This window comes from Ignavibacteria bacterium, assembly GCA_036262055.1.
Classification (GTDB): Bacteria; Bacteroidota; Ignavibacteria; order Tepidaquicellales; family Tepidaquicellaceae; genus DATAJP01.
This window is the reverse complement of the sequence record DATAJP010000002.1, coordinates 118,713-137,540: the sequence shown is the minus strand read 5'-3', so window position 1 is coordinate 137,540 and position 18,828 is coordinate 118,713. Positions and strand designations below refer to the sequence as shown.

The window sequence follows — 18,828 nt, the reverse complement described above, 5'->3', positions numbered from 1 at the left end:
TCCTGTATTAGTAGGAAAGATATTTAACATTATTATTTTTAGTGGAACCCTGATAATACTCTACAATCTATTTAAATCTAAATTAAATAAAAACCAACTCATAATTTTTCTTATAACTTTTGCATTTTTACCGAACAATTTTTTCAGTTCAAATGTTTTAATGACAGATTATCTGTTCTTATTTATGGCTTGGCTGATTTTCTTTATAGTACTTAGAGAAAAAATTAAATTTCCTCATTTGATCATTATAGGCATCCTAATCGGTTTAACGGCTTATATTCGACCTCTTGCATTAGCTTTTCCGTTACTATTTTTATTGTATTTTATAAAATTTGATAAAAAATCGGTGATTCTTAAATTTGGAGTAATCGCAATTTTTATGCTTCTTGTAATTCTTCCATGGATTTTGAGAAATTATAATTTATTTGATTCTATAATAGTAGTATCTGCAAATACAGGAACAAACTTTTTAATAGGAAATCATGTAAACGCAAACGGGGGTTACAATTTTGATACTGCTTCTTTTCCGTCCGCTAAAACCGAAGTTGCTGAAGACAAAATAGCATTTCAAAAAGGTTTAGATGATATTTGGAATAACCCTGTAAAATCAATTTTAAGAACTCCGGTAAAAATTTTCAGAGCATACTATAGATTTGACAGTTCATTCATCTGGACTTTTAAAAAAACAAATAATCAAATTCCTGATATTATATTAAGCATATTTTTTTATTTTTCAAATGCACTGTTCTTTTTAATTTTATTTTTCAATTTTTTCTATGTTTTGAAAAAAGGAATAAAAATTAATTCGAAGTTTAATTACTTGATGGCTTTGTTTTATGGATATACATTACTCTTAATGATTGTGTTTTTTGGCAGCGACAGGTTCATTATACCGGTAATTCCAATTCATATTTTTTTGTTTACAAAATATTTTTTTAACGGTAAAGAAAATTATGAGCTTGCTTAGTGTGTTAATGACTACATATAACTCAGGTAAATATTTAAAAGAATCGATAAACAGTATTTTGAATCAGGACTATAAAGACTTTGAGTTAATAATCGTTGATGATTTTTCAGAAGACAATACAATGAATATCATTGAAAGTATTAATGACAAAAGAATTAAGCTTTTTAAGAACAGTAAAAAAGGCAGAGGTAATGCTTTAAATTTCGGATTGAATGTATCAAATTCAAAATATATTGCTTTGAATGACTCCGATGATATTTCTGTACCGTTTAGATTGTCAACTCAGCAGAATTATTTAAAAAATAAACCTGATAATTTTGTTGTGTCAACAAATTTTGCATGCTTCAGAAACAACAAGTTATTGTATGAGATACAAAACCCCGAGCATTCTAAAGATATAAAAAAAAGCTTAGCAAAACATTGTAGAATTATGAATTCTGGTGTTATGTATAACAGAGAACATATTCTCAAATCCGGCGGATATGAAAATGTTTTAGCAGAAGATTATATGCTGTGGTTGAAAATAATGAATGACACGGAATTTTATAATATTCAGAATGTATTAATGTTTGTGCGGTTAGATGAAAATTCATTGTCTGTAGTTAATCAAAAAAACTTTAAGGAGAAAAATAAAGCCGTATATGATATTCAGGGTAAGAGTATTGATTATTCTGTAGAAAGTAAAAATAGTTCAGAAAAAGAATTAAATATTCTGAAAGGTTGGAGGGAATATTTTTACGGTACACCTCAAAATGCGCGTAAATACTGGCAAAAAATAGGTTTTAAAATTTTTAATCTAAAAATATTGTTTGCATATGTATTAACATATTTTCCTGAAAGTTTTGTTGTAAAATTTAAATCTTTTATGCTAAGGTATAGAATTGAATATTATTTAAAATATTTTTCTCAAAAAAACAGCACATTGAGAAAATTATTTAAGCAAACATTAAATAGTGTTCGATGAATATTCTGCATTTAAATAATCAGCTTAATCTTGCCTGCGGAGTATCAAATTCCATTTTTAATCTTGCTTACACAACACGTAATAAATACAAACATCATTTCCTTGCATTAACCGAAGATGCAAAAGAAAAATTCAATAAAGCAGGTTTTTATCCCGAGCTTTTTCCTCATAAAAAAATCAGTTTATTTAATTCATATGATACAATAAAATTCATAACAAACTATTGTGATAAGAATAAGGTTGACATAATTCATTCGCATCACAGAACGTTTGATGCTTTAAGCTTTTTGGTTAATAAGGTAAGAAAAACAAAAACTATTGTAACCGTTCATAATATCAGGTATGATAAGAAATTTATAAGTTACAGCTCGGATAAAATTATTGCTGTCAGCAAATATGTAGCTGAGCATTTGCAAAATCATTATAAAAAAGACGATGCAAAAATCGAGATCATTGAAAATTTTATAAATAAAGATTTTATTAAAATCACTCAATATCCCGATTTTATAAGAGCTTCCCTTAAATTAAAACAAACTGATTTTGTGTTATTATATGCCGGCAGATTTAGTGAAGAAAAGGGAATTGATATATTAATTAATGCTTATGAATCATTAAAAGAAAAATTTTCGGGAATGAAGCTGGTTTTAATCGGCGGAGGTCCGGAAGAAAATTATTATAAACAACTCAACCATGAAAAAAATTTAGATATAATATTTTCTAAACCTGTTGAAAATATTTTTGATTACCTGAATATTGCTGATCTTGTCATTCTTCCTTCACGTGATGAAGCTTTTGGGAATATCATATTAGAAGCAGGATATCTAGAAAAAATTTTCATTGGTTCCGAAATCGGTAATATCAGAAATTTCATACAGGATAAAAAAAATGGACTGCTGTTTCAATCCGGAAATTATCTTGACCTTGCTGAAAAAATTCAGCATGCATACATAAATTTTGATAACCTGAATCAAATTGGAATTAACCTGAAAAATTCTCTCATGGATAAATTTGATGAGCAAAAATTTGTTTTAAAAATTCAAAATTGCTATGAGCGGTAACGGTTATATTTTTAATAAGCTCATATTTAATGAGGATGATTTATTTTCTCTCGTTCATAAATCTGTTCAGCAGCCGGGAAGTTTTCTTCTTACATATTTTAATCAATTTTGTTTTAATGTTTATATTAAAGATAAAAAGTATAAAGATATAATTGATAAATTTTTTTATGTTTATAAAGATGGGTTTGGTATTTATTGCGCATTTAAATTACTAAAAAAACAGAAGTTAAATAAGTTTAACGCATCTGATTTAAATCTTAAATTATTGCAATTGTTTTCAAGATTAAATTTAAAGATATTCGTTGTCGGCGGCAATTTTCAGCAAGCGCAATTGAATGAAAATTTCATTTCGCTCGGAGCAAATTTAGCCGGATATGAAAACGGTTTTTTTGAAACAAATGAACTCGGGTCAGTTGCGGAACATATTAAAAAAAGCGGGGCAGATGTAATTTTTCTTGGAATGGGGGTTCCGCTTCAAGAAAAGGTTGCTCTTGAATTGACAAAATATCTGAAGAATCCCAAAATTATTTGTGTAGGAAATTTTTTTGAGTTTTTAACCGGAAACATAAAACGAGCCCCGCAATATTTGCGCAATAGCGGTTTTGAATGGGTTTATAGATTGTCAAAGGAACCAAAACGGTTATGGAAAAGGTATATAATTGGAATCCCTTTGTTTGTTTATCATATTTTAAAAATTAAGTTCGGCAAAGAACACACGCAATAATATACGATTGAGAAATAATTTTATGAAGTTTTTTTTCAGCTCTGCATTTTTATACTTTCTTTTTTTATCAGGCAGCATATCAGCTCAGAATCCAAACTGGATAACACCAAATAAGCTTTACATTAAGCTCTCAATTACAGAAGACGGTATTTACCGCATAGATAAATCCGATTTTACAAACCTGAGCATTAACACATCAAACATAGACCCAAGGACAGTAAAAGTAATTTACAAAGGTGCTCAAATTCCTATTTATTTCGAAGGTGAAAACGATGGCGTATTCGGTGATAACGATTATTTTGATTTTTTTGCTCAGAGAAATTATGGAGGTCCGACAAATTATCTCGACGGTTATAGTTTTCAGCTAAAATATACAACCAACGAATATTATAATGAATATTCAGATACAAATGCTTACTGGATTGACTGGGGCGGTGACAACGGCTTGCGTTATAACATCGTGAACTCACAGAATAATTTAACTCTTTATGATAAACAGTATTATTTAAAAAATTATCATTTCGAACAGGATAAGATTTACAGTCTTGGTGAAAAAATAAACCCGACAGATTTCAGAATTTTTAATACAGAAAGAGTTCAGGGTGAAACTTGGTATTGGAAACAACTGACAGACGGAACATCTCAAAAAGATTCTGCTGCTAATCCTAATTTTTTTAGTTCTCCGCAAAACTTATGCGAAATGAGATTGTTTATTTACCCCAATTCGCTTGATACACATAAATATAACATAAGAGTTAATTCCCAGACTGTATCACAGATTAATAAGATTTCTTATAACCGTTTAGACACTACAATTACATTTCCTTCAAACATTTTAACTGGTTCGACAAATAATGTGTTTGAAGTTTTTTATACTCACGGTTCATCAAACCCGAATATTTTCGGAAATGTTTATTTTGATTTGATGTCATTAAACCTGCCTATTTCATTTACGTTTGATAATAACCGTATCAGTTTTGAAACAAAAAGCACAGATACCACAAGAAGAGTCTTTAAGATAAAAGGATTTAATGGCGCAAATCAGGTTAATATATATGACGTCAGGAATAATCAGCGTATAGTTAATTATTCCGTAAGTGGTGACACCTTAATTTTCAGCGGAAAGCAGAACGGAAAGTTTTTTGTTGAGAACAAAACAATTACAAAAAAACCTGTAAAGCTGAGAACAAGAATGGTAACCAATCTTGTAAGCAATCAGGCAAATTATATTGTAATATATCACAAACTTTTTGAATCACAGGCAGAGCTTCTTAGAGCGCATCGCCAGTCTTATGATACTCTCATTGCAAAAAAAATAGACATCGAAGACGTGATGGATGTTTTCAATTATGGAATTGATAATGCAATTGCAGTAAGAAACTTTGTGAGAAATGCTTATGCAAACTGGCAGGCACCGAAGCTTAAATACATTTGCCTGTTTGGCAGAGCATCGCTTGACCCGAAGAAAAATGCATCGAACACAGTTTATTATAAAAATTACATACCCACTTATGGTAATCCGCCTTCCGATGGTTACTTTGCTAACATAAACGCAACCGGATATAAATATTTCCAGCAGATTCCTGTCGGCAGAATTCCTGCATATGATATTGATGAAGCAAATAATGCAGTCGAGAAAATCATTGCATACGATAACGAAAGAAACAACTTCAGCAGTTGGTGGAAAACTTCGGTGTTTATAACGGGTGGACTTGACTCAAACGAACAGAACAGCTTTAAAAGTACTTCGAACAGCATGATAAATACTTACATGGCAGGGAATCCGTTAAGATTAAGTTCAAAAAGAATTTATCGTGATGATGACGGAAGCGGTATAACTTTTGCCTTTTCAGATTCGATTAAAAATAGCTTCAATGAAGGAGCGATGTTCATGAATTATATCGGGCACGCCGGAAACGGCACCTGGGATAATGGTCTTGAAAATCCGAATATCATAAACAACGGGAACAAACTTCCCGTGCTCTTTAGCATGACCTGCTTCACAGGAAAAAATTCAATTCCGGAAGATAGAGGATTCGGTGAAAAGTTTATTTATCTTCCTGATAAAGGCGCAATCGGTTTTATTGGAAATACCGGCTGGACTTTTGCTTCTTCGGGAATTTTTATGAACCAGAAATTTCTTGAATCATTCAAAGGCGGTTCAAGAAGAGTGGGGGATATGTTCAGGTTTGCATCCGTTTCGGATTCTCTCAATTCAAGTTACCCCTCAATCTTTACAGTTAATACTTATAATCTTTTGGGAGACCCTGCTTCCAAAGTTTTAATTCCCAATCATCCTGAGTTCGTTATCAGACCTGCGGATTACTCGCTGTCAAATCCATTCCCTGCGGTCGGTGAGCAATTTACGATTTATGCTTATCCGAATAACTATGGTATTAATGCCGACTCATGTAAAATCAGCTTTCAGCTTTTTAAAAATAATGCACTGCAGAATGAATACGATACTATCATAAGAAACTTCGGATATTACAGAGACACAGTCAGCTATGGCTTGTCCATAAACACAAACGGATATTATAAAATGAAAGTTACGGTTGATTCCGATAACTGGTATCCTGTCGAATATAAACCTAATAACACAATCACGTTTGATATTCCTCTGAGAAATATTTCTTATGTGCCGTTAAAGCCATATCCCAATTCAATTATAAGAACCGATTCGGTCGAATTTGTCGGAATAAATCCGAATGTGAATCCTTATTCAAATAACGTAAAAGTCTATTTGCAGCTTGATACTACTTCAGGTTTTACCTCTCCTATGACATATTTCAAAACAGTTACGGGAGACATAAAAACAAAATTCAAGCTCGAAATTCCATACAAAACCGAAAATAAAATTTATTTCTGGCGGATGAATGCGCTGATTAACAATATTGATTCTTCCGGCTGGTCACCTGTTCAAAATTTTGTTTACTCAAACAGTTTAAGCAAAGACAATTCAGCGGCAGATTCACTTGTTTCCGTCATTGGTATGAATCCAAAACAATTTGAGAAAAGTGAAATAAACAATTTGCAATATACCGGTAACGGATTTGAGTTGAATACTTATGAAGGAAATCTGCGCGTCCGTTCCTATGGAAACCGCGGTGAGGCAGCAACTGAATTCGAGTTTAACGGAAGCATAATAAGAATAGATGATGTAACACGTTTTGCAGCGGGATTGTTTATTTTAAAGCTGAATAAGTTTACAGGTAATTTTATTGAATTCAAAAACGTTAGGATGAGCACCGCTCAATCGTCAGATTCACTGGTTAATATACTCAATACTTTTGATACCACACACATTCTTATGATTGCCAAAGCACATTTTACTCCTGGACAAAATTTTGAGTTAAGCCCTGCTGCATTGGATAAGCTTCATCAGCTTGGCAGTGAATATGCAGATTCAATTGGTTCATTTGGATATTACAATCAGTGGAGTTTCTTATCGTATAAAGTAAATAACCAGAACATAACAAGCGAAGCATACTGGCGCAACGGAACGTTTTGCCAATATCCCGTTGAGCCGGGAACATGTTATGCCGAGTGCACAAAACTTAGAAATTTCTCCGATACTGCGGGATATATTTCAAAAATGATTTCTCCCTCAAATAATTGGATTAATCTAAGCTGGGCGCAGGAGCTTAACAATACATATGATTCGGTAAAATTTGATATATATGGTATCAACCGCGACAATAAGCAGGTAAATTTGTTCTCAAATGTTTCAAGCAATAACTCGTTTGATTTGTCATCAATAAATTCTTATGATTATCCGTCTCTTCTTTTAAGAGCAAATTTAAAAATTGATTCGACATCAACCGAATCTCCCGTATTAAACAACTTCAAGTTGTCATTGGTGCCTCCGGCTGAACTTATTCCCGATAATTATTCTTTTCAGTTATCTGATACTGCCGTTCAGGAAGGTGATACCATTAATATAAAAATAAAATATCAGAACGTCGGTTACATAAATATTAAAGATTATATCGCAACCTGGTATGTTTACAACAAAGGCAAGATAACCGATTTGAAAGTTGATACTGTAAATACTTTTGCGTTTATCGATTCGGTTTATCAGTCTGAAATTGCTTTCAATACAGCCGGATACAGCGATACGGTAAATATTTATTTTGATGTTACTCCGTTTAATAATCAGAATGAGTTTTTTACTTATAATAATACTGCCGTAACATCCGTTTTTGTTCAGGGTGATTCGCTTCAGCCGGAAATGGAAATTACCTACAACGGCATCGAAGTTCAGAACGGCGATTTCATTCAGTCAAAACCCGACATTAATATTGATTTTTTTGATGATTCACGTTTGGTAATCACAGGCATTGATACGTCACTCGTAAGAATAAAGCTTAACGGACAATTCATTCCTTATTATATAAACTCAACTCCAAATCCTGAGCTGCAATTTATCATTCCTGACGATTATAAACTTCTCGCTAAGATAATTTACAAGCCGATACTTACAAACGGAAACTATAGGTTTGAATACATAGCAAAAGATAAATCAGGAAATCCCGGCGATACGGTGAAACACTCGCTTAGTGTGGATGACAACTTAAAAATCCTTGACCTTACGAATTATCCGAACCCGATGAAAAACGAAACGAGCTTTATGTTCAGCTTGCGCGGAGGAGTTAATCCCGGAAGATGCACGATTAAAATCTACACTGTTGCGGGAAGACTTGTAAAGCAGATTTCAGCAAATGCCAACATCGGCTACAATCAGATTCCGTGGGATGGCAGAGATTCAGACGGCGACAACATGGCAAACGGAGTTTACTTATATAAAATGATTATCGAAGGCGACTCAAAAATCGAAACCTCAACTCAAAAACTGGTGATATTGAAGTAAAATTATCGTTAAGCATAAACCGAAGTCATTCCCGCGAAAGCGGGAATCCCAATACTAAATTTCACTTCTTCAACTCCGTTTCAATTGCGCTGACTATCTCTTCACTCTCGGGTTTTGTCTTATTATGAAACCTTCCGACAACGTTACCGTTTTTATCGACTAAGAACTTTTCAAAGTTCCATTTCACATCACCGCCGGGAGCAAAGTTTATCATTTTTGCATACAATGGATTTTTGTTGTCACCTAAAACTGCTATCTTGTCAAATAACGGAAACGAAACTTTATATTTGTTTTCACAAAAAGTTCTTATCTCGTCATTGGTTCCCGGTTCCTGCTCGCCGAAATCATTGCATGGAAATGCAAGTACTTCAAATCCCTTTGCATTATATTTCTCATAAATCGCTTCAAGCCCTTCATACTGCGGAGTGTTGCCGCAATATGTCGCAACGTTCACGATGAGCAAAACTTTTCCTTTATAATACGACAAAGAAACTTCCTTGCCGTCCATGTCTTTAACTTTAACGTCGGATATGTTAATTGTATCAGTCATATTTTGTAAAGTTGAATTATAATTATTCTCGGCTTTTGAACACCCAAGCAGAGCAAAAATTGTTAATATAAAAATTATTGTTTTCATAAAAATTTTATGTTCCTTCTAAATTAAGTTTTCCCAAAGTTTTCTCTGATTTAGCAATAACCACGCATGCAAGCGAATCGGCAATAACGTTAGGGACAGTTCTGCACATATCAAGCAATCTGTCAACACCAATAATCAATGCAATACCTTCTTCGGGAACCCCTATAGACTTTAACACAATAATCAGCATAATAAGTCCGATACCCGGCACAGGCGCAGTCCCTATTGCTGCGAGAGATGCAGTTAAAACAATTGTAAGTTGCTGTGTTAAACTCAAATCAAATCCGTAAACTTGCGCAATGAACATTGCTGCAACCGCCTGATAAAGCGCTGTTCCGTCCATATTTATTGTTGTTCCAAGCGGTAAAACGAAGCTCGCTATTTTATTCGGAACACCTAATTTCTTCTCGCAAACCTCCATTGTAACAGGCAGAGTTGCGGCTGATGAGCTTGTCGAAAACGCAACTGCTATTACCTGTCTTTGAGTTTTGAAAAAATCTATTACTGACATTCGTGTAAATGCTTTCAGAAGCAAAGGATACTCGACAAAAGTTAAAATTGTTAAACCTAAAATTACCGTAAGAGAATACAAGAGCAAAGTTTGCAGTATATTAAACCCAAACTCCGATACAGTTGCAGCAATTAAAGTAAACACTGCATAAGGTGCGATATACATGACTTTTTCCACAAGCACAATTAATGCTTCCGAAAGCCCGCTGAAAAAATTTATTACGGTGGCTGATTTATCTTTGGGAATCTGCGTGAGAAAAATTCCTATCATTATTGAAAAGAAAACTATCTGAAGAAAATCCCCGTCAGCAATTGCTTTGAAAGGATTTTTTGGAACGATGTTCACAAGAAAATCAACAATGTTCAGTGAAACATTCTGGTCGATTCTCGTTTTCGCTTCATCCTGAAAAGTTTCCATCAGCCTGTCCCGCGTTTCAGGAGGCATTGATGTTCCCGGCTGAATAAGATTAGCAAGCGTCAGACCGATAGTAATTGCAATCACCGCAGTCAAAGCATAAAACCCGATTGTCTTCCCGCCGATTTTTGCAATATGTTTTAAATCCGATAAGGAGGCAGCTCCGACAATAAGCGATGCGAGAACAAGCGGAACAGCAATCATATTCAAAAGGCGTATGAATAAATCTCCAAGCGGCTTAAAAACCATCCCGATTGTTTTTACTTTTTCAATTGCTGCAATGTTTTCAAAATTATCCGTTCTTCCGTCAGGATATTTAACAAAAGCTCTTAATGCTGCCTTTTCTTTTGAAGTTTTAAAATATTTAATTATGGAAATCTGAGCATCATTGCCATAAGTTTTGACAAGCGAATCACCTTTGAAGAAACTAAACTCCTGCCAATTCTGAATTTCAAATTCATTCCCGCTGCTTATAACTTCAAGCTTGTGCGGACTGATTGCGAAGATAGAACCAAATACCGCGCCGAGAATTAACCCGATTACTATCTGTGTATGTAAGGCAATCTTAAATTTTTTCTTCACCGGTTTTTTTGATTAGTGAACTATAAAAAATTGAATGTTGATTAACCAAAGCTGCTGAAAATTCTTTTTCTTATATATTGAGCAATGAATAACAAAATAGCCGAGCCGACACCTATCACAATCGTCAGAACCCAATAATCAAAGCTCAGGTAAGAAATTTCATAGAACTTTTTCAGAATGTTTATTACCACAAAATCCCAGTTCGTAGCCGCTAAAAACAGATAAATGAAAATAATTAATAATCCGTAAATTAAATATGTATTATTATTTTTGTCCTCATTATGAATTGCAACCGAATAAAAATTAGCAATCGATGTTATGATCATCGTTGTCAGCAAAATCATCTGGTCTTCAGTCTCATTTATTGTAAAGTACATACCGGATATGTATGTACCTAAATATCCCGCTACAACTATTATCAAAGCGGAAATCAAAACAAAAGAAAACAATTCTCCAAGAAAGTTTTTCGGACGAGTAGTGTTGGAATTTTTTAATGCAATTATGAATGACGGAAGCCCTATTATAAAAATGTTTATTAACGCAATTCTTCGGGGTGTGAGTGCAAACTCAAGAAGAAATATCAGACTGAATAATGTTGTATAAATAACAATGAAGTTCTTTGTAAGGAATAGTTTTGAAATTGCCGTTACAGTATTGACAATTTTATTTCCCTCATTAAATATTTCAGGCAGAAGAGAAAATTTATTTTTCAGCAATACGATATCCGCAATCTCTTTTGTTATCTGGCTTCCTTCCTCCATCGCAATACCCATATCGGCTTCCTTGATTGCAGGCAGGTCATTCACGCCGTCGCCTATCATTGCTGTATAAATCTTTTCTTCTTTCAGGCATTTGATGATTCTTAGCTTGTGCTCGGGCTTTAATCTCGCGAAAATTTGATTTTTTAAAACAGCAGTTTTAAAATCAGCATCGTTAAGCTTTTCCAGTTGACCTCCGGTAATCATCTCATCGTCATTTATCTCCCAGCCGATTCTGCTTGCAATCGCCTGCACCGCATAAGGCGCATCACCTGAAAGAATTTTAAAGCTTATTCCGTTATCCCTGAACAAATTTATTGCATCCATCACGTCATCGCGTACCTGATCGGAAATCGACATAATGCAAAATGGAGTTATCTCAAGACTGTCTAAGTATTCCTGCGAGTTCTCAAAACTGTTTTTATTGGTTACCTCACCAAACAATAAATTTCTGTAAAGTTTTAAGTTATTTTTATCAAAAAGTTCTTTTGAATAATTTTTTGATTTTTCATCAAGTCGCTCAACAAGAATATCATAAGCTCCGAGAACTAAAATTCTTTCTTTTCCGTCAAATTTAATTTTAAGCAAGCTCATCTTGTTTTCCGAGCTGAAAGGAATCTCGTCCAGAATTTCCATTTTATCAACGGCAGGAATACTCTCAATTGCTCTTATGGTCATGTTTTTATCGGAAGAATATTTTGCATAATCTCCTAAAAGCTCTTTCGCGTTAACTTCACTTACATTTTCATAACAATTCACCATCTCTACTTCCAATTTGTTCTGCGTCAACGTTCCTGTTTTGTCCATGCAGACAATTTTCACATTCGAGAATGATTCTATTGCATTCAGCTTCTGAATGATAGCCCCTATCTTACTGATGCGGTAAACACCTAAAGCAAAAGTAACCGAGCTCATAAGCACCAATCCCTGCGGCACAAGTGAAATTAAAATCGTCGCCATCTTACGGATAAAACTGACATTGTCCAGGCTTGCATTGTTGTCAAAAAAAAGATTTAAGACAATAAGAAAAAGAGCAATTCCGAAAAGCGACTTAACGATAAAATCCAGTTTCCTTTGAAGCGGTGTTACCGTAAACTTATATTTCTTTGCCATCACAGTAACGTTCGCAGCATAACTCTCATCACCGACTTTTTCCGCAACGTAATAACCGTTTCCCGAAACACAAAAGCTTCCTGATAAAATTTCATTATCTTTAATTTTATCAACAGGTAAGGATTCTCCCGTTAATAACGATTCATCAATCTCAAGATGATTGGCAGAAACAACCTTCCCGTCAACAGCCGCCTGGTCTCCGCGCTGGATAAAAATTAAATCATCTGTAACAATCTCATCCTGATTGATAATGATTTCTCTGCCGTCGCGCACAACGGTTACTTCCTTCTTTAAAAGCAAGCTGACCTTATCAAGCGCGCGTTTGGCTTTTATTTCCTGAAATATCGCAAGGAATGTATTTGTAAATGCAATGGTAACTATTCCGATGGAATCAAGAAGTAAATTAACATCACCTGAGCGGTAATAAAAATATATAATGGCAAGAAGTATTGCGAAGATAATATAATTGAAAACGGAAAAAATATTTTCAACTATAATTTCACGGATTGTTTTTGATTTGGCTTTGGAGGTTTTGTTGACTAATCCTTTTCGTATTCTCTCATCAACTTCGTTCGTATTTAATCCTTTTAATTCCAATAGTTTCAATTATAAATATTTTGCAAACATTTGCAAACATCTTAGCTGTAGCTCTTTGCAGCTTTTACGAATTCTCTGAAAATAGGATGAGGTATTACGACTCTCGATTTAAATTCAGGATGGAACTGCGTTGCAATAAAAAACGGATGTGTCTTCTGGGAAAGCTCAATCATTTCAATCAATGTGCTGTCCGGTGAAACTCCCGAAAATATCAGTCCTTTATCCGATAAATCTTTCCTGAAATAATTATTTACTTCATATCTGTGTCTGTGCCTCTCATTCACAAATTCTTTTTGGTAGCATTTGAAGGCAAGAGAATTTTTTTCTACGATACACGGGTATAAACCTAATCTCATTGAACCGCCTTTTACTTTCACGGTCTTCTGATATTCCATTATGTCAATTACATTGTATTTAGATTCCTTAAACTCGGATGAGTTTGCATTTTTCATTCCTGCAACATTGCGGGCAAATTCAATCACAGCACACTGTAAGCCCAGACAGATTCCGAAGAAAGGAATTTTATGCTCACGCACGTATTTTATTGCCTGAATTTTTCCTTCAATACCGCGATTGCCAAACCCGGGACACACAAGCAATCCGCTTATGTCTTTCAAAAATTCTTTCGCGCCTGTTTTGCTTTTCTCTATGTCTTCGGAATCAATCCATTTCAGATTTACTTTCACATCGTTGTAAGCACCCGCATGCACAAACGCTTCCATAATGCTTTTATAAGCATCAGGAACACTGTTATACTTTCCGCAAATGCCAATAGTGATTGTCTTCTTTGGGTGTTTTATTTTATCAACGACTTTAGTCCACGATGTAAGTTTCGGAGCAGGAGCTTTAATATTTAATTTTTTCAGAACTGCCTCATCAAACCCTTCTTTCTTTAAATTCAGCGGAACTTCGTAAATGGATTTTGCATCAAGCGCCTGCAGAACATTTCCCGGCTCGATATTACAGAACAAACCGATTTTATTTCTTAATTCTTTGGAAAGTTCATGCTCACTTCTGCAAAGCAAAATATCCGGCTGAATTCCAATTTCAAGCAAAGTCTTTACCGAGTGCTGAGTTGGTTTTGTTTTAAGCTCTCCTGCAGATGCAATATAAGGAACAAGCGTTAAATGAATTGAAAGCGAATTGCTTTTTCCAACCTCAAGCATCAACTGTCTCATTGCCTCAAGAAACGGGAGCGACTCGATATCGCCCGCTGTTCCGCCAATTTCTGAAATTATAATGTCATACTTTGATTTCTTTTCAAGCAACCTAATCCTGCGTTTTATCTCATCTGTTATATGCGGAATTACCTGCACTGTAGCTCCTAGATAATCACCGCGACGTTCTTTTGTTATGACCTCGTTATAAATCTGACCCGTTGTCATGTTGTTTGCCTTTGACATATTTTCATCGAGAAATCTCTCATAATGTCCTAAGTCCAAATCAGTTTCTGCTCCGTCATCGGTTACAAATACTTCACCATGCTGTGTCGGTGACATTGTTCCCGGGTCCACGTTTATGTAAGGGTCAAGCTTTTGTATCGTAACCTTTAGTCCCCGTGATTTCAAAAGAAGTCCAAGCGATGCCGCGGCAATTCCTTTTCCAAGCGAGCTCACAACACCGCCTGTAAGAAAAATATATTTAGGTTGTTTTGTCATTAAATATTTTTCCGAAAAATTTTATTTATGTTTTTAATTTTAAAATATTAGTATTAATCATAAAGTATCATAAAAATCAGCGTTGTAAAATTACACCACAAACGAATACAGCTTTGCGTTTATGTACCTGTCGCCTTTTTTGTTTTTCTTCTTCAATAGTCCTTCGTATTCAAACCCGCATTTTTTCAAAAGCTTTTCTGAGCGCACATTATCTTCAAAAATTTCTGCCGAAACTCTCACAAGATTCAGTTCATTAATCGCAAAAAGAAGCATGTCGTTTATCGCGTGCTTCATATATCCTTTGCCCCAGTAAATTTCACCAAGCCAGTATCCTATTTCTCCTGCATGCTCAAATCTTTTTCTAAGCCCGATTCCACCGACATGAACTCCATCGCACTCGATTGCATAGTTATAGTCTTTCCCGTTATTTTCTGTTTCCCTGCATTTGTTCAGCCACCAGTAAGCATCAAGCAGCGTATATGGATTGGGAACGAGCAAAAGCCAGTCCGAAACATTCTTGTTGTTTAATAACTGCACAAGTGAATCTCTGTGCGCATCGCAATATTTTACTAACTCAACCATTTTTTAACTCCTTTCAAATCTTCCGACGTATCAATCGAAATCGAATCCTTATTGGTCAAAACAATTTTTATCTTTCCGCCGTTCTCAAGCACTCTTAATTGCTCAAGCTTCTCGGTTTTTTCAAGCCGGCTCTCAGGCATCTTTGTAATTTTCATCAGATAATTTTTCCTGTAAACATAAAGCCCGTAATGCTTATAATAACTTACGTTCTTTAAGCTGTCTCTGTTGAACGGTATCGCGCTTCTCGAAAAATACAACGCTCTAAACTCATCATCAAAAACTACCTTAACATTATTCGGGTTATTAATCTCTTTTTTATCTGTAATCTTCCTCGCCGCTGTCGAAACCTGCACAGTCCTATCTTTTTTCAGCGCATCGATTGCTTTATCGATTATTCTATAATCAATAAACGGTTCATCACCCTGAATATTTACAACAATGTCGCACTTAAACTTCTTCGCTGCTTCTGCAATCCTGTCGGTTCCTGAACGGTGCTTTCTGGAAGTCATCACAACCTCCCCGCCAAATCTTTTCACTGCATCAAAAATTCTTTTGTCATCCGTTGCTACAATCAATTTATCAATTAATTTTGATTTCAAAGAGCTTTCGTAACACCATTGAATCATCGGTTTCCCGTTTATGTCCGCAAGCGCTTTGCCGGGAAATCTTGTCGAGCCATATCTCGCAGGTATTACACCAAGAACTTTCATCTTAATTAATCGTGTTTTATTCGGTTCTGTTTTATAATCATATGCCTTTGTGCTTTTGCGTCTTCGCGGCAAAAAAAACAAAAGTTATTTTTGCCGTTGTTGGTGTTTTCACCAACAACATTGGGAAAACTATCTTTGAGCCTTCGCGTCTTCGTGACAAAAATTCACTTATCCAGCACCTTCGGAACCTTAAAATAATTTCCCGTCTTTGCAGGTGCATTTTTCAATGCTTCTTCCTGCGAAAGCCATTTTTCATCTTTATCTTCACGCATCACATTAATTATCTCGTTAATATTTTCAAGCGGCTCTACATCATCGAGATTAACCTCATTCATCTCATCCATATACTCGAGAATCCTGTTAAGGTCTTTCTGAAGCTTTGCTTTTTCCTCATCGGAAAATTTCAGCTTTGCAAGCACTGCAATTTTTTCTACATCCTGTATTGTAACTGACATATTATATTAGGTCACCCTGGAGTACCCTCCGGGTCACTTGATTCAGGGTCAACGTTTAGTTTAATAATGAGATTCCCACTTGCGCGGGAATGACTTCAATTAAAAATTTTTTATCAACAATTCCTGCCGTTGTTGGTGTTTTCACCAACAACCATTATTTATCAAATTCCTCAACTAACATTTCCCTAATTCTCCCCAACAACGCTTTATCCTTGCTATACTTTACCGGTTCAAAAAACTTTACTTCGACTCTCGCAGAATTTATTTTATATTTCCCCTTCTGCATTATGTTAAAAGAACCTTTTATCAGCACGGGAACAATATCTTCCTTCGCTTCATCTGCAAGTACAAACAAACCTTTCTTGAAATCTTTTATCTCTCCGTCAGGTGAGCGCGTGCCTTCGGGGAAAATTACAATCGAAATTCCTTTTTTTACCTTCTCTGCCGCTTTGCGCAGTGCCTTCAGTGCCTCGCGTCCGTTTTCCCTGTCAATCGGAACATACTGTCCTAAATACATGCCCCATCCGAAAATGGGAATCTTTGTCATCGATTTTTTGTAAATGAACCTTACGTTATTCGGAATTGCCTGCATGAGAATCGGTATGTCGAAATATGAAGCATGGTTCGAAACAAATACATATGATTTATCCCTGTCAATTTTTTCTAAACCGCTGACCTTAAGCTTAATTCCTGAAACAAGTAAGATTACCTTAGAAAAAATCTTCGATATGTAATGAGTAATTCTCCCTTTTGAGTCAAAGGGGCTGACCAGTATAGTGAGTATGGCTATAATCAGAGCATAAACCGCAATAATTATTGCCTTAACTATAGTAATCACTCCTGAAAATACTGAAATCACACTTTATTTAAAAGATATATTATGGGGAGAAATTGAACAATTAGTAGGATAGACATTCGTGTCTGTCCCGACAGGCAGGAATGCCTGTCGTACTCAATGTAAGCATTTATTTCTTCGGTATCGGCGAGCCATGCGGGTCGGTTTCAGGATGCCCGAGCTCTCTGTCGAGCTCTTCGACTAAATCCTCGGGGAGTATATGCTCGAATTTCTCCGCATCGATGTGAATGTCCTTTGCATCGACAATGTTTTCTTTCGTAACATAAGTCTCCCAAAGTCGGTGGCTTCGGACAAGACGCAGTGCAAGCTTATGACCTTCAGTCGTGAGGTAATAATGTCCGTTCGTTTTTGTAACAAATCCTTTATTGCTAAGCTCATTCATAATGCCGCCGAGCTTGTTACCTGAAACCCCGATTTCTTTTGCAAGCATTGTTTTAAACTCTTCATCGCGGTATCTTTCACCGTATCTGTGAATAAACTTCACAACGTCCTCAAGCGTGTTCATTCTTTGTGCCTTCATTCGCTTTAAGTACTTCAACACAAGTCCTTCCTTCGGTGAGAAGAAGAACGCAAGCGCAAAAATCAAAACTGCAACAAGCACAATAGATGCGCCTGAAGTATAATTGAAGTAATATGATAAATATAAACCTGCTATCGACGACACAACCCCGATTAACGCAGAATAAAACAACAGCCATTTAAGTTTATCGGTCAGCAAGAACGCAGTCGCAGGCGGAGTAATGAGCATAGCGATAATTAATATCACGCCGACAGACTGCAATCCTGTTACAATCGACATCGAAAGAAGCGTCATCAAAAAATAATGAACCACCGCAGATGATATGCCGATAATTTTCGCCATCGTCGGGTCAAATGACGTTACAAGCAGCTGCTTATAAAACAAAATCACCGATAATAAAATTATGACTGTTATAATTCCTGAAAGAATAATATCGCCTGTGGACACGCCCAGTACGTCCCCGAACAAATATGATGACAGGTCAAGATGCACCTGTTTAAGTTGTGACACCAATAAAATACCTAATGCAAATGCTCCTGTGAAAATAATACCGATGGAAGTATCTTCTTTTATTTTAGAATTTCTCTGAACAAAGCTTATGAGCAAAGCAGAAACAATGCCCGCTGCGAGCGCACCGATGAAGAGCGCAATTTCGTTTTTCTCACCAGCAATCATAAACCCGATTACAACACCCGGCAATACCGAGTGCGCAAGCGCATCACCGATTAGCGACATTCTGCGAAGCATAATGTACACCCCGATAAGTCCGCAGCTCACTCCGATTGAAATCGAGGCAATAAGCGCGCGCTGTATGAATTCATATTGTAACGGTTCCGTAAGAAAATCTAACAT

At 35.5% G+C, this 18,828-nt stretch carries 14 protein-coding genes; 5 read left to right on the top strand and 9 right to left on the bottom strand.

Annotation, left to right across the window (positions count from 1 at the left end):
- The first annotated feature begins 160 nt into the window (after positions 1–160).
- Genes VHP32_02310 through VHP32_02290 form a run of 5 tightly spaced genes read left to right on the top strand, consistent with a single transcriptional unit; the run spans position 161 to position 8,583 of the window.
- The gene (locus VHP32_02310; protein ID HEX2786709.1) at positions 161–967 is read left to right on the top strand and encodes a hypothetical protein; all 807 of its coding nucleotides are present in this window, start codon (positions 161–163) and stop codon (positions 965–967) included.
- A gap of 7 nt (positions 968–974) precedes the next feature.
- The gene (locus VHP32_02305) at positions 975–1,931 is read left to right on the top strand and encodes a glycosyltransferase family A protein (GenBank protein HEX2786708.1); all 957 of its coding nucleotides are present in this window, start codon (positions 975–977) and stop codon (positions 1,929–1,931) included.
- A complete protein-coding gene (locus VHP32_02300; protein HEX2786707.1) occupies positions 1,928–2,989 on the top strand; it encodes a glycosyltransferase family 4 protein in 1,062 nt (353 codons plus the stop codon). The genes VHP32_02305 and VHP32_02300 overlap by 4 nt, the downstream gene beginning before the upstream one ends.
- Positions 2,979–3,713, top strand: a complete 735-nt coding sequence (locus VHP32_02295; GenBank protein ID HEX2786706.1) for a WecB/TagA/CpsF family glycosyltransferase — start codon at positions 2,979–2,981, stop codon at positions 3,711–3,713. Before VHP32_02300 ends, VHP32_02295 begins: the two co-directional genes overlap by 11 nt.
- Before the next feature lie 22 nt (positions 3,714–3,735).
- Positions 3,736–8,583: a C25 family cysteine peptidase gene (locus VHP32_02290; protein ID HEX2786705.1), complete on the top strand. Its 4,848-nt coding sequence runs from the start codon at positions 3,736–3,738 to the stop codon at positions 8,581–8,583.
- 61 nt (positions 8,584–8,644) lie between these two features.
- Here the strand turns inward: VHP32_02290 and VHP32_02285 are convergent, their stop codons facing one another.
- The 9 genes from VHP32_02285 to VHP32_02245 form a co-directional block, all read right to left on the bottom strand.
- A complete protein-coding gene (locus tag VHP32_02285; GenBank protein HEX2786704.1) occupies positions 8,645–9,133 on the bottom strand; it encodes a glutathione peroxidase in 489 nt (162 codons plus the stop codon).
- A gap of 94 nt (positions 9,134–9,227) precedes the next feature.
- A complete protein-coding gene (locus VHP32_02280; protein ID HEX2786703.1) occupies positions 9,228–10,727 on the bottom strand; it encodes a dicarboxylate/amino acid:cation symporter in 1,500 nt (499 codons plus the stop codon).
- Positions 10,728–10,768: 41 nt separating this feature from the next.
- Positions 10,769–13,204 (bottom strand): cation-translocating P-type ATPase, encoded by a 2,436-nt coding sequence (locus VHP32_02275; GenBank protein HEX2786702.1) that lies wholly within the window; start codon positions 13,202–13,204, stop codon positions 10,769–10,771.
- Positions 13,205–13,236: 32 nt separating this feature from the next.
- Positions 13,237–14,853: a CTP synthase gene (locus VHP32_02270; protein HEX2786701.1), complete on the bottom strand. Its 1,617-nt coding sequence runs from the start codon at positions 14,851–14,853 to the stop codon at positions 13,237–13,239.
- 90 nt (positions 14,854–14,943) lie between these two features.
- Complete coding sequence (locus tag VHP32_02265) at positions 14,944–15,435, bottom strand: GNAT family N-acetyltransferase (protein HEX2786700.1); 492 nt, start codon at positions 15,433–15,435, stop codon at positions 14,944–14,946.
- Positions 15,423–16,145 (bottom strand): 3-deoxy-manno-octulosonate cytidylyltransferase, encoded by a 723-nt coding sequence (gene kdsB / locus VHP32_02260; protein HEX2786699.1) that lies wholly within the window; start codon positions 16,143–16,145, stop codon positions 15,423–15,425. Before kdsB ends, VHP32_02265 begins: the two co-directional genes overlap by 13 nt.
- Positions 16,146–16,309: 164 nt before the next feature.
- Positions 16,310–16,600 (bottom strand): Asp-tRNA(Asn)/Glu-tRNA(Gln) amidotransferase subunit GatC, encoded by a 291-nt coding sequence (gene gatC / locus VHP32_02255; GenBank protein ID HEX2786698.1) that lies wholly within the window; start codon positions 16,598–16,600, stop codon positions 16,310–16,312.
- A 154-nt stretch (positions 16,601–16,754) separates the two neighbouring features.
- Positions 16,755–17,459, bottom strand: coding sequence for a lysophospholipid acyltransferase family protein (locus VHP32_02250; GenBank protein ID HEX2786697.1), 705 nt, complete (start codon positions 17,457–17,459; stop codon positions 16,755–16,757).
- Between the two features lie 106 nt (positions 17,460–17,565).
- Positions 17,566–18,828 carry an iron chelate uptake ABC transporter family permease subunit gene (locus VHP32_02245; GenBank protein HEX2786696.1) on the bottom strand — a complete coding sequence of 421 codons (1,263 nt, stop codon included), beginning with the start codon at positions 18,826–18,828 and terminating at the stop codon, positions 17,566–17,568.